At 56.1% G+C, this 13,258-nt stretch carries 10 protein-coding genes and 1 riboswitch; of the genes, 7 read left to right on the top strand and 3 right to left on the bottom strand.

The window, feature by feature from the left end; all coding sequences use genetic code 11:
- The first annotated feature begins 18 nt into the window (after window positions 1-18).
- Window positions 19-1,092, top strand: a complete 1,074-nt coding sequence (locus MOTHE_RS07060) for a FecCD family ABC transporter permease (protein ID WP_011392975.1) — start codon at window positions 19-21, stop codon at window positions 1,090-1,092.
- A complete protein-coding gene (locus tag MOTHE_RS07055; RefSeq protein ID WP_011392974.1) occupies window positions 1,089-1,856 on the top strand; it encodes an ABC transporter ATP-binding protein in 768 nt (255 codons plus the stop codon). Before MOTHE_RS07060 ends, MOTHE_RS07055 begins: the two co-directional genes overlap by 4 nt.
- Here the strand turns inward: MOTHE_RS07055 and MOTHE_RS07050 are convergent.
- The 3 genes from MOTHE_RS07050 to MOTHE_RS07040 are packed head-to-tail and all read right to left on the bottom strand — an operon-like array spanning window position 1,837 to window position 5,028.
- Window positions 1,837-2,070, bottom strand: coding sequence for a hypothetical protein (locus tag MOTHE_RS07050; protein ID WP_011392973.1), 234 nt, complete (start codon window positions 2,068-2,070; stop codon window positions 1,837-1,839). The genes MOTHE_RS07055 and MOTHE_RS07050 overlap by 20 nt on opposite strands.
- 21 nt (window positions 2,071-2,091) lie before the next feature.
- Window positions 2,092-3,342 (bottom strand): Ger(x)C family spore germination protein, encoded by a 1,251-nt coding sequence (locus MOTHE_RS07045; protein WP_053094846.1) that lies wholly within the window; start codon window positions 3,340-3,342, stop codon window positions 2,092-2,094.
- The gene (locus MOTHE_RS07040; RefSeq protein WP_236683312.1) at window positions 3,343-5,028 is read right to left on the bottom strand and encodes a spore germination protein; all 1,686 of its coding nucleotides are present in this window, start codon (window positions 5,026-5,028) and stop codon (window positions 3,343-3,345) included.
- A 147-nt stretch (window positions 5,029-5,175) separates the two neighbouring features.
- Here MOTHE_RS07040 and MOTHE_RS07035 point away from each other — a divergent pair, with 147 nt between their 5' ends.
- From MOTHE_RS07035 to MOTHE_RS07015, 5 genes are all read left to right on the top strand, one after another.
- On the top strand, window positions 5,176-6,267 hold the full coding sequence (locus tag MOTHE_RS07035; protein ID WP_011392970.1) for a GerAB/ArcD/ProY family transporter: 1,092 nt from the start codon (window positions 5,176-5,178) through the stop codon (window positions 6,265-6,267).
- 28 nt (window positions 6,268-6,295) lie between these two features.
- Window positions 6,296-6,563, top strand: a riboswitch (cobalamin riboswitch).
- 378 nt (window positions 6,564-6,941) lie between these two features.
- Window positions 6,942-9,740: an S-layer homology domain-containing protein gene (locus tag MOTHE_RS13675; protein WP_053094845.1), complete on the top strand. Its 2,799-nt coding sequence runs from the start codon at window positions 6,942-6,944 to the stop codon at window positions 9,738-9,740.
- Window positions 9,741-9,876: 136 nt separating this feature from the next.
- Window positions 9,877-10,635, top strand: a complete 759-nt coding sequence (locus MOTHE_RS07025; protein ID WP_011392968.1) for a DUF4430 domain-containing protein — start codon at window positions 9,877-9,879, stop codon at window positions 10,633-10,635.
- Window positions 10,636-11,565: an energy-coupling factor transporter transmembrane component T gene (locus tag MOTHE_RS07020; RefSeq protein ID WP_011392967.1), complete on the top strand. Its 930-nt coding sequence runs from the start codon at window positions 10,636-10,638 to the stop codon at window positions 11,563-11,565. It abuts the gene before it with no gap.
- A complete protein-coding gene (locus tag MOTHE_RS07015; RefSeq protein ID WP_053094844.1) occupies window positions 11,538-13,199 on the top strand; it encodes an ABC transporter ATP-binding protein in 1,662 nt (553 codons plus the stop codon). The genes MOTHE_RS07020 and MOTHE_RS07015 overlap by 28 nt, the downstream gene beginning before the upstream one ends.
- The last annotated feature ends 59 nt before the right edge of the window (window positions 13,200-13,258 follow it).

Below are 13,258 nucleotides of genomic sequence, written 5' to 3'. Positions count from 1 at the left end.
GCAAGGAGATAGAGAGCTGTGCACCAGTTAGTAATGGCAAACGTCGCGCAAGGCTATCTAAAATACACCCGGAGAAAGATCCTGGTCATCGGCCTCCTCATCCTTTTGAGCGTTTTGCTTGGCGTATACGCCATCAACGCCGGTTCGGCAGAGCTTACGCCGGTTCTGGTATTACAAACCTTACTGGGCCAGGTGGAAGGCCAGGCGCAAGTTATAATCTGGAATATCCGCTTGCCCCGGGTGCTGGGGGCCTTTACTGCCGGCGTGGGACTTTCCGTAGCAGGCTGCGTGATGCAAAACATCTTGAGAAATCCTCTGGCCTCGCCTTTTACCCTGGGCGTTTCCCAGGGAGCGGCTTTTGGCGCGGCTGTGGCCATCCTGGCCCTGGGTGCGGGCAGTACCCACAGCACCGGCGCCGACGCGGTACTCATTAATAATCCTTACCTGGTGACTTGTTCAGCCTTTCTAGGGGCCATGGCAGCTACCCTGATTATTCTTTTCCTGGCCAGGGTTAAAGGGGTTTCTCCCGAGGCCATGGTGCTGGCCGGGGTCGCCCTGGGTTCTCTTTTTTCCGCCGCAACAATCATTCTGCAGTATTTTGCCAGCGACGTGCAGGTGGCGGCAATGGTATTCTGGACCTTTGGCGATATCGGGAGGGCATCCTGGCGCGACCTGGAGCTGATGGCTACGGTGACCGGCGCTGGTTTGCTCTATTTTATGGCCAACAGGTGGAACTACAACGCCCTGGATAGCGGGGAGGAAACGGCGCAAGGGCTGGGGGTGCCGGTGGAAAAAATAAGGCTTACAGGGATGTTTATAGCTTCCTTAATTACGGCCGCGGTAGTTTCTTTTCTGGGCATCATCGGCTTTATCGGCTTGGCCGGCCCCCACCTGATGCGGCGGGTGATCGGCGGCGACCACCGTTTCTTAATCCCGGCTGCCGCCGTGATGGGCGGGTTTTTGCTCCTGGCCTCCGATACCGTGGCCAGGACCGTGATTAGTCCGGTTGTGTTACCGGTAGGGGCCATCACGTCCTTTATGGGTGCCCCTTTGTTCCTTTATCTTCTCTCCAGGGGGTACAGAAAACGATGATCCTGGCGGTAGACGGGGTGGAATTCAGCTATAACAGCCACGCCGTGTTGCGCGATATAAAGTTTGCAGTCGCACGGGGCGAGTTTCTGGCTATCCTGGGCAACAACGGCGCGGGGAAATCCACCCTGTTGAAGTGCCTGAATAAAATATTAAAACCCCGGCGCGGGACGATTATGATTGAAAAAGATAATATCTTTAACCTCAGCCGGCTGGAAGTGGCCCGCAAAATGGGGTACGTGGCCCAGAGGTACGAAAGCGGCCGGGTTACCGTCTTTGACGCCGTGCTTCTGGGCCGGAAACCCCATATCAAATGGGATGTTTCCCCCCGAGATCTGGAGGTTGTGCAAAGGGTTTTACGCGTCCTGGACCTGGAAGGGTTTGCTTTACGCTATCTCGACGAACTGAGTGGCGGCGAGCTGCAGAAGGTAATCATTGCCCGGGCCCTGGCCCAGGAACCCGGCGTCCTGCTATTGGATGAACCCACCAGCAATCTGGATTTAAAAAATCAGCTGGAGGTTTTAAAGACTATCAAAGGCGCCGTAAAGGAGCAAAAGCTGGCGGCTGTGGTGGTCATGCACGACCTTAACCTGGCCTTGCGTTTTGCCGATAAATTTTTGCTCCTGAAAAATAGCACCGTCTTTGCCTGCGGGGGAATGGAAATCATGACGCCGGAAAACCTGACCAGCGTTTATGGCGTGCCGGTCACCCTGGCGAGGATGGGGCCTATCCCGGTAATTGTTCCGCTTATTCCTGGGGGCCCATGACGAGCCTGGCCAGGGGCTCAAAAAATTTTATGAGCGCCTCCGAAGGAAAGAATATTTTATGTCCCAGGGACCAGGGAACCCCCAGGGCCAACCCCATGAGGGAAAGGACGGCAAAAGCAAGCAGTTCCCGCCAGGCCCGGCGCCGGATCAGGGGCGGGACATCCATGAGGAAAATAACGATATAGACAACCGCTAAAATAAGCAAACCCGCCATGAGGGCACTCCTTGACTTTAACTAGCGCGCCCCGGGCTGCCAGGGACGTCCAGTCATCCCGGTACGTCGTAGTTTGGCTTCGACGCTAATGGTAACAGGCAACTTTTTGAATTCCTCGTTCCAACGTCCTTCTAACTGGCGCCACACTTCTGGGTACCGGCGGTGGAGGGCGCCGCCGAAGCCAAAAACATCCGTACCAGCCATCTTGGCCTGATTGAGGGCGCTGCTGATTTCAGACGTGATCTGGGCTGCCATCCGGCTTTCCAGCGATTTAACAGCTTCTTCTTTGGTAAAGTCCTGGTAGCACTGCTCTTCCAGGAGATCGCCCTCCACCTTGATCTTGATTTTGCCCTGGGGCCGGCCTCCTTGCATGTCGATAGCGGCCTCGGCCCGGGAAGAGATGATATTTACGGATACCAGGCTGTTTTCCTGGCGGGGTAAAGCCAGCATGGCACTTTTAACTTTATTGCGTACCCAGGCCCAGCCGCGGGTTTGTTCTTGATCCAGCCACGCCACCAATTTGTCATGGTAGAACAGCCCGGCGCCGTTCAGGCGCGCCGTCATTAGCGTTTCCGGTTCTCCAGCCCTCCCGGCGGGAATGCCGCCGCCCGTCGCGGTAGCGGGGCCGAGAATGGGCGGGAATGGCTGGGGACTTAATTCCAGCACCGGCAGGACGGTTGTTCCCGCATCACCGGACAAATCGAAAAAAATATCGTTAATGTTGGGGATATATCCGTAACCGCTGACCTGGACCCATTTATGAAGGCCGGTTATTTCCCTTCCCAGGGTTTTTTCCAAGCCGCTCTGGGCCCTGACCAGCACCTCCCGCGCCGGGCCGCGGGTAAGTAAAATCAGGGTGGTGCGGCGTATCTCCGGGTTCCGGTCGACAAAATCCAGGACTTCTTTTATGCCGTACCGGGCCATCTCCTCCCCCACCAGGACGGCGGCAGTATGGGCCAGGTAGGCCCGACGGGGCAGCCCCAGGGCTTTTTCCCGCCCGATGGCCAGGAAGGTCTTGTTCCGGTTACTCACTATGAGGGCCTGTCGCTGGGGCAAGGTCTCCCCACCGCCCCTTTCTCCCCCACCGGCTGCGGAGGGCCGGATGAACTCAGATGTCAGGACGCGATTACCGCCCTCCAGGTCAAAGGCTGTGCAGGAAAGGAAAGCGAGCTCGTTTATCTCCCGGCGATCCCAGCAGCCGCCGGCAGAAAACGCCAGCGCAAATGCCCCCAGGATAGATGTAAAGAGCACCAACCTCTTCAATTTGGGCATCTAAATCTTTATCCACCCTTTTTTTCTTTTTTTTCGCCCTTTTTTCGGGGTTGTAACGGTAGTAATACTTTTCCCGGCTTCTTCGCCCAGGTACGTCTCCAGTTCTTCGCCGGGCTTTCTCTCCCGGGCCGTGGTAGAGGGTCGCAGGCCCGGTTTGATGCGTCGCAAATCTTGCCGGCCGGGTAGTACAGGCCGCCAGTGCATGGCCCACCAGGGCACCCGTTCTACCAGGTCTTTATGCCCTTCCCAGATAAAGGGCGCCAGGGGGCTTAGATAGGGCTCGCCGAAATTTCTCAGGCTCACCAGGTGGATTAAGAGCGCCATTAGGCCGGCAAAAATACCCAGCAGGCCTAAGACACCGGCCAGGAAGATCATTGGCAGGCGGAGCATCCTCACAGCCTGGCTCAAACCGAAAGTGGGTATGGTGAAGGAGGCGATGGCCGTAGCTGAAATTACAATAACCATCGCCGCAGACATCAGTCCCGCCCGGACGGCCGCTTCGCCGATAACCAGGGCCCCGACGATGCTGATGGCCGTACCTATGGCCCGGGGGAGCCTGATGCCGGCTTCGATGAGAATTTCAAAAAGCACCTGCATGATTAAAGCTTCAACAACGGCCGGGTAGGGCACCAGCTCACGCTGGGCGGCGATGGATATCGCCAGGGGCGTGGGTATCATTTCCTGGTGGTAGGAAGTCCAGGCCACATAGACGGACGGCAGCAGCAGGGCGATAAACAGGCCGAAAAAGCGAAAAAGGCGGATCCCCATGCTTAAAGGCCAGCGCTCATAATAATCGTCGGGGGCATGCAACTGGGATACCAGGCTGCCTGGCAGGACCAGGGCGAAGGGCGTTCCGTCGGTCAGAACACCTATCCTGCCTTCCAATAAATCGGCAACCAGTTTGTCCGGCCTTTCCGTGCGGTTAAGCTGCGGTACGGGGGAAAAGGGAGCGTCTTCAATAAGTTCCTCTATATAGCCGCTCTCCAGGACGCCGTCAATGTCGATGCGCTCCAACCGGCGGCGGAGTTCTTCGAGGACGCCGGGTAAAGCCAGGCCTTCCAGGTAACAGATGACTACTTTCGTGTGGGTGCGCCGGCCCAGGTTCATGGTTTCAAAACGGAGCTCGGGCGCGCGCAGCCGTCGCCTGATGAGGGAGATGTTGGTGGGTAAATTTTCTGCAAATCCCTCGCGGGGGCCGCGGATGGAAACTTCATTAACAGGTTCCTCGACCGGCCTCTTTTCCCAGCCCTCGACACTTAACAGCAGGCAGCGGCTGAAGCCTTCTCCAATTAAAACCGCCTTGCCGTCCAGCAGGCCGGTGATTATTTTTGACCAGAGTTGCTCTTCCTGGAGATCGCCGATGGTCAACCGGGCGCGGAGCAGCCGGTTGAACCCTGCCTCGTCCTCCGGCAGGGGTATTGTCTGTAGCGCCAGGAGGGAACGCAGGATATCCCGCTGGACCACATCACGGTCGATGAGGGTTTCCACGTAGACCAGCGCCAGTTTCCTGCCCGGAAGCTCTATCTCCCTGATCACCAGGTCTTCGCTCCGGCCGAAGGCTTTTTTGATATACGCAATGTTAACCTCCAGACGGTGATTTACCGCGCGGGAGTCGTCCCCCGGAAGTTGCCCGCCGGATGTTTTTTTACGTCCCAGCCAGCGCCACAAGCGGAGCAAGGCCCGCACCTTCTTCAATGAGGATTAACGAACCCCGGAACTATTATGAAACCCCCCGTTGATTTATATACCGGCATACCTTGGTGAATTGCATATCTTGCCGGCAAATGGATACATTATTCCGGAAGGATTCTCCTATCGCCGGGAGGAAGTTCCATGATTGAAAAAGGTAGGATTTCTCTCTGGCAGTTTTTTGTGCTGGTTACCGGGTACCTTATTGGTACCTCTACCTTGATCGTCCCTGTCGGGCCGGCCAAACAGGACGCCTGGATATCTTACCTGCTGGCGGGAACCCTGGGACTGGGCGCGGCCTATTGCTATACAGCCTTAGCCCGGCGCTTCCCGCGGGAAACCCCGGTGCAGTATGCCACCAGGGTCCTGGGGCGCTGGCCGGGGACCTTTTGCAATCTTATTTTTCTCTGGTACGCCCTGTACTTGGCCGCCCTGGTGCTGCGTAACGTTATTGAATTATATAAGATGGCGATCTTGCCCCAGACGCCAATGGTTTTAGTCGCCGGAATTTTTGCCGGCCTGGCTGCCTACGCCATTCGCATAGGGATAGAAATCCCGGCGCGATTAAGCGAGCTCTTAATTCCTTTTGTTATTGTCGCCATTTTGGTTCTTACCGCCCTGGCGGAAGCTGTCCCGGGATTAGCCCACTGGGAAGCCCTCCTCCCGGTGATGGAAAGGGGGCCCCTGCCGGTCTTACGAGGGGTCTACCCGGCCTTTGTTTTTCCCTTCGGCGAAGCCGTCTTTTTTTTGGTCATTTTACCTTTTTTAACCGAACCCAGGAGAAACTTTCCCCCCTTCGCCCTGGCGGTAACCGTGGCAACATTGCTCACCACCCTGGTCCTGGTGCGTAACCTCATCGTCCTGGGTCCTTCCGAAACGGCGCGGATAAATTTCCCCAGCCTGATAGCCATTCAAATGATAAATATCGGTGACTTTTTGCAGCGGCTGGAACCGGTCATTATTTTCGTCTGGAGTTTTACTATATTGCTGAAACTGACTGTCGTCTACTATGTTTTTACCCTCGGCACAGCCCAGGTTTTCGGCCTCCGGGATTACCGTCCCCTGGTGCTGCCAGCCGGACTGTTAATAACCTTTTTAGCTATGAGCCTCTATGAGAATTTTTCCCAGATGTTAATTTTTGCCGGACGGGCCTTCCCCTTTTATTTTCTCCCTGCCTACCTGTTCTACCCCGCTTTATTGCTCCTGGTGGCTAAAATAAGAAAAATTAAAGGGTAAAGGAACCCGTTTCCCGGTTCAGATATTTTTAGTTTTTGGGGCAGGAATTCGATGGTTTTTGTAGAATAGAATATTATCACAACAAATATAACGCAAGCCACAAGGGAAGCCGGTGCAAGTCCGGCGCGGTCGCGCCACTGTGAGGGGGAGCGACCCCACAGCAGGCCACTGGTCCGGCATTCAGCAAGAGCCCTGCCGCTAACGGGTTGCGGTTAAAGGGACTGAGCGCCGGACTGGGAAGGCGTGGGGGAGCGGTGAGCCCGAGCCAGGATACCTGGTGCTTGTCGTCGTAAGTGGTGCTCCCTACGCAGGATGGGGAAGCAGTGTATCCCCCTGTTCATTTTGGAGCAGGGGTTTTAATTTGATAAGGGTAGGCGTCTGGTCCCGAGGGGCCAGGCTTAAATGCTGCCAGCCGGTCCGGCTAGGAGCTTCCAACAAGGAAATGCAACTGGAAGTTTACGATGCGCCGGGACCGGTAGCTGGACGGCCTATTCTAACCCACCCGGGGAGTTCGCAGGGAGGTGTTGGGATAAGGCCGCTTTTTGATGCTCCTTATTTGGTACGAAGATAACCCTATTTTCATGACTGTTTTTGCCTTTCGGGCATGTGCGGTTAGTTTAGTGAACGAAAAACCTGGATTTAGTAGGTATTTTTGTATAATGGAGGGTCTGACCATGTTCTTAAATGGTATGAAGAGGCGATTCCTGTCCTTGACGGTAATGATAAGCCTGCTCCTCGGCCTCCTTACGACATTTATAGGCCCCGTCTGGGTGGAGGCAGGTACCGTAGATTATAATGGTCTGGCTGCTAAAGCCATTCAATTTAATCAACAAGCTTTCTATAACGGCGAAAGGTTAAGCGCCTACGACGCCTACGTCCTCACCCTCGCCGGTGAAGACCTGGCAGCCTCAGACTGGGTTTACAATGGTAAATCCTTACAGCAATCGATACTTGACGCCGTTTATGCAACTATTGAGAGTCCCGCTACTGCGAAGACAAAAGATATTGCCTATGAGCTCCTGGCGGTCAAGGCGTGGGGATATAGTGATCTGGCCAGGAAGTTGGCGGCCATTTTGGCCGATAAGCAGGGCCCAAACGACTTCGACAATAATGTTTACAGCGATATGCCGGTTTTTGATGCCCTGGGCCGGGCCGGAGAATTCAGTGTGGTCAATGTTATTTACGCGCGTGAATATCTCCTTAACACCCAATGTACTACGGCGGGTGAAAATTATGGCGCGTGGGGCAGTACGTGGGGCACGGATTTCTACCCGGACTTTATGACCACCTGCCAGGCCATCCGGGCATTGACCTATCTGCCCAATGCCGCCGGTGACCAGCAGATCCAGGCCGCCATCACTAACGGCCTGGCCTACCTCCGGAAGTGGCAGCAACCTGATGGAAGTGTCTATACTACACAGCCGTGGCCTGACGACCCTGCAGTCGACACCGCCGAGCTGATTGTCACTCTGCAAAGATTAGATGTGGATCCAGCCACCTGGAAAAGCGCCCAGGGGATGACGCCCGTTGACTATATGGTGCAGCTAGCCCCCAATAGCGACGGGAGTTTCGGCACTACGAAGAACGCCCTTGATGCCACGGAATCCCTTTATGCTTATTTAATTCTGGAAGGAAGGGCCGGTTCTGTAGCTTCTCCGGGGCTGGCCATAACCCCGGCAACAGCCACCGTGAACGTCAATGGCCAACGGCAGTTTAAGGCCATAATGAATTATTTGAACGGCACGAGCAGCGACGTGACCCGGGATGCCGCCTGGTCGGTGGACAACGGCAACATTGCTGAAGTTGTTAACGGCCTGGCAACCGGCCTTCAAACCGGGCAGACTGTAGTTAGGGCTACATATAACGGCCTGGCGGCGACGGCCAGTCTCACTGTAACAGAGTCCGCAACGTCATCTACAGGGGGGTCCGGCGGCTGTACCGTCGATATTGCCGTGGTAGGCCGGAACGGCGAGCTTCTCTACGGCCCCGGTGCGGTCACGGTGAGTAAAGACGGTAGGTGGGGCCTGACGGCCCTTGGCGCCCTGGAGGCCACCGGCCTCCCCTATGAAGAAGCCGGCGGCTTCGTTAAAAGCATAGCCGGGCAGGCCAACAGCGGCATGAACGGCTGGATGTATAAGGTAAACGGCAGCGTACCCATGGTGAGCGCTTCCCAGGAAATCGTCCGGGACGGCGACCAGGTGATCTGGTGGTACAGTATGGACCTGAATTCCCCCGGCCCGACCTGGGACAGCTTGCTGAAAGGCAGTACGCCCGCCTCACCGGCAAATACGACACCGGCCGACCTGAAGGAGCAGAATAAAAAACTTCCCGCAGCCCTGCAAGCTCCCGATGCTGCCCTGGATGCCATGGGAAAAATCAACCAGTTGCTGGAATTGAAAGAAGATGCAGCGGAAATCGCGCCTTTAAGCGAAGTCAAAAAAGCCGTAGTAGTTACTGGTAGCGATAAAGCAATGAACCGGGCCGAAATACTCGCTCTGAAAAAAGATCTGCTCCAAAATAAAATTGACCTGGCCCAGGAGGTCTCGGCTTCGGCGGGAGCCATTATTTCTGACCCTAAAGCTGAAATAGCATTATCTATTCCGGCCGGGGCCTTGACGAACGATGTAGAAATAACCGTCAAGAAAGGTGCCGGAGGTAATGCCGCCCCGGCTCCTCCGCCAGTAGGCTACCAGCAAATATCGGCAGTTTATAACTTTGGACCCGACGGCACTACTTTCGCCGTCCCGGTAACCTTATACCTGAAATTTGCCCTGCCGTCTCTTGTCAAACCGGAAAACCTGGCCCTGGCCTGGTACGATAAGACAAAAGTAAGTTGGGTAGCCATTCCGGCCGTGGTCGACGTATCTAAAGGCTTAATCCTGGCCCGGATAAACCACTTCTCCGACTATGCCGTATTTGTTAAGGAGGCCAGGAAGGCCTTTCTGGATGTAACTCCAGCCAGCTTCGGCTGGGCCCAGGATACCATTGAAACCCTAGCCGGGGCCGGCATTGTGGCCGGGGTGGATGGCAGCCACTTTGAGCCGGGCCGGGCGGTGACCAGGGCGGAATTTGCCAGCCTCCTGGTCAAGGCTCTGGGCCTGGAAGGGAAGGCAGGGGAGAAGAACCCATTTAAAGACGTAAAAGGAGATGCCTGGTACGCCGGGGCAGTTACTGCCGCCGCCAGCAACGGCCTGGTCAAAGGGTATGAGGATGGCACCTTCCGCCCGGATAACGTTATTACCCGCGAGGAATTGGCCGCTATGCTGGTCCGGACCGTGAATCTCCCTGCCGGCGAGGAAAAGCTGGCCTTTAAAGATAACGATAAAGTCTCTACCTGGGCCAGAAAGAGCGTGGCTGTAGCTGCCGCTCACGGGCTGGTTAAAGGCTTTGAAGATGGCACCTTCCGGCCGGGGGATGCGGCCAGCCGGGCCGAATGCGCGGTGATGGTTTACAGGGTGTTAGTAGCTGAGTAAAGGAGCGAGGATTGATTATAACGGCGGGGAGCGCCGGCGCGCACTGCGGTGCTCCTCACCGCTATTGTAGCTTCTTCCTGGCATTTAGGATAAATTTTGACCGGCCTGATATTATGGGTACAGCGAGGGATCCGCAGTGCAGAAAAAAATTGGCTACCTGGCTGCCGCCCTGGTTGTCTTGCTGGCTTTAATAGGGCCGGCAGTCTCCAAGCAGGGAATTTCCCCCGGCAGGCAACCCGGCCCCGATACTACCTTATCCCAGTCCCGGGCCCCTTCACCGGGAGGAAGTCCTGCCGCTGACGGCAGGCCGGAGAACACCGGTGATCAAAAATCATCTGAAACCCAAACGCCGGCGTCAATAACTGCCGGTAAGCAGGCAGGCGGCAGCGCCGTAAATGGCGGCGCCAACGCTGCGGCTCCTGCTGGTTCCCCCGGGGTTACTCCTTCCTCCCCCCAAACCGGGGGAGCGATTGCTTCCGGGGTCACCGGGCTGGCCGGCAACCAGGCTAACGACAAGGGCGCCCCGGCTCCCCCCGCTGCTGAGGGCTACCAGGTGCATGTAGCTATAGTTGGTATGAAGGGGCAGTTACTCTTTGGTCCCACTACGGTAACTGTAAATAAAAACAACAGATGGGGATTGACGGCCCTTGGCGCCCTGGAGGCCACCGGCCTTAAATATAGCCTCGCTCCCGGATACGGTAATTTTGTCCAGAGCATAGCTGGCCAGGCCAATAAAGGCATGTGCGGCTGGATGTACAAGGTCAACGACGAGGCACCCATGGTTGCAGCCAGCGAGAAAAAGGTTAATCCCGGGGATAAGATTATCTGGTGGTACAGCGAAAGCATTAACAATGCCGGTCCCACCTGGGAGGGATTAAAGGAGGCCGCGCCTTAATTGTTCGAGCGATTTTTCTACCAGGAAAAAGGCCTCTTTTTACAGAGCCTGCACCCGATGGCAGCCATATCTTATCTGGGGGGGTTACTGGTACTGGCCCTGCTGTTCACTAATCCCCTATACCTTCTCGGCCTCTTGCTGGTCATTCTCCTTTGCATCAATGCTGTTCAGGGCTGGGCCATCTGGGAAATCTATTTCCGCCTCAGCCTTACTATAATGGTATTGGTTATCATCATTAACCCCCTGGTGGTTCGTGCCGGGGAGACCATTATCTGGTGGGGACCACAGCTGCCGGTTTTCGGCCGTTTAACCGTCTCGCTGGAAGCCATTTGTTACGGCGCCGCCATGAGCGTGCGGCTGTTAGCCATCATCAGCGTGTTTTGTCTTTATAATCTCATGGTTCACCCGGACAAGGTTTTAAGCGTGCTTGCACGTTTTGCTTCCCGGTCGGCCCTGGTACTGTCTCTGGCTACCAGGATGTTCCCGGCCATGATCAGGCAACTGGAAAACATCCGGGAAGTGCAGGCGGTAAGGGGCGTCGATTTTCACGCCGGGAAGTTGAGGGAAAGGCTACCCAGGTATGCTGCCCTGATGAACATCCTGCTCCTGTCTTCCCTGGAAGATTCTCTGAAGATAGCTGAGGCCATGCAGGCGCGGGCCTTTGGCAGCGGCCTGCGCTCCTGTTACCGGCAGGATACCTGGCGGCCACGGGACAGCCTTTGCCTGGGAGGGAGCCTCCTGGCCCTGGCTGCGGCCGTTTTTGGCCAGGTTAAAGGATTCAGCACCTTTAGTTTTTACCCGCAGCTTGGCTACTTGATTCAAGGCCCTATGACCGTTGTAGTTTTAATAATAATCCTTCTCGCTTTATCTGTTCCGGTGGTATTGAGCTGGGGGTGGCAGCGGTGCCCTTATTTCAAAGCGAAAATTTAATTTATTACTACCCGGATAGGGAAAAGCCGGCCTTGAAAGATATCAATTTGCGTATTGAAGAAGGGGAGTTTTTATTGATAACCGGCGGTTCGGGATCGGGTAAGTCTACCTTAGCGCGGGTGCTGGCCGGCCTGATCTCGGATTTTTACGGCGGCCGCTTTGGTGGCAAGGTTTATTTTCAAGGGCGGGACATGGGCCAGATGAACCGGCGAAAACTGGCCCGGGAAGTGGGGATGGTCTTCCAGGATCCGGAAAAACAACTGGTTATGACCAGTGTCGAGGCCGAGATCGCCTTCGGCCTGGAAAACCTGGGTCTGCCCCGGGCAGAGATGTCCCGGCGGGTTGCCGAGGTCTTGAGTTTTCTGGACCTGACGGAAGTCAGGCAGGAATTTACCGCGCACCTTTCCGGTGGGCAGAAGCAAAAGCTGGCCCTGGCTGCTATACTGGCCATGCAGCCGCGGGTGCTGGTTTTAGATGAGCCTACCTCCCAGCTGGACCCGGTAGCGGCCGAGGAATTTTTTAATCTCATTAAACGGTTAAATGAGGAAATGGGCCTGACCATAATTTTGATCGAGCAGCGGCTGGAGAGGTGTTATCACCTGGCCGACCGGGTAGTGTTCATGGAGGACGGCCAGCTCAAATATGAGGGCACGCCGGAGCAACTGGCCCGCTGGGCGGTGCAGCGGGACATCCCCTTTGTACCCCCGGTGGCCCGTTTTTTTGCCCGGATAGGTTTCCCTTCTATTCCCGTTACCGTCAAGGAAGGGCGCCGGTTACTGCGGTCCAACTTTGACCGCCGGGAGTTTCCCCCTCTAAAGCCGGCGGTAAAGGCAGAACCGGGAGAACCGGTTTTGACCATGAGTAAGGTATGGTTTACCTATCCCAATGGTAAAGAAGCCCTGCAGGACGTAAGTATCCAAATCGCTACCGGCGAACTGGTAGCTATCCTGGGCGCCAACGGCGCCGGTAAATCCACCCTCCTGAAAACCATGGCCGGCCTCTTAAAACCGGGACGGGGCCGGGTGCAGGTAATGGGCCGCGACCTGAGTAACGAGGGCCGGCCCGGGGACGGCAGGATTGCCTACCTTTCCCAGAATCCCGGTGATTATCTCTTCCAGGATACCGTGGAAGAGGAATTGTTATTTACTCTAAAAAATTTCGGCCTCCCTAATGACGGCATTGTTGATGAACTCCTGGAGAAGTTAAACCTACAGCGCTACCGGCGGGTAAACCCGCGCGATTTGAGCAGCGGCGAGCGCCAGCGGGTCGCCCTGGCCTCCATTTTGGTAACACGGCCCCGGCTCCTGGTGCTTGACGAACCTACCCGGGGGATGGATTATCGCTTGAAGGACGAACTGGGAGAATTGTTGACGGGCTTAAGGAGGGAGGGAGTAAGTGTGGTGCTGGTGACCCATGATATAGAATTTGCTGCTGCTTATGCCACGCGGGTGCTGCTGCTGTTTGCCGGCCGGATCGTAGCCGATGGGCCCAAGCACCAGGTCCTGGGCCAGTCGGTTTTTTATTCCACCCAGATTGGCAAAATGTGCCGCGGCTATGTTGACGGTGTCCTGACCCTGCAGGATGCCCTGGACCGGCTGGCACCCGCATGGCCGGCCAGGCAGGTAGTTTCATAAATCCTCCGGGTGACGCATCCAGGGGGCCCGCCGCCCGGCTCGAAAGGTGCCCGTACCGG

It is taken from the genome of Moorella thermoacetica (assembly GCF_001267405.1).
Classification (GTDB): domain Bacteria; phylum Bacillota; class DSM-521; order Neomoorellales; family Neomoorellaceae; genus Neomoorella; species Neomoorella thermoacetica.
This window is presented reverse-complemented; position numbering and strand designations above follow the sequence as displayed.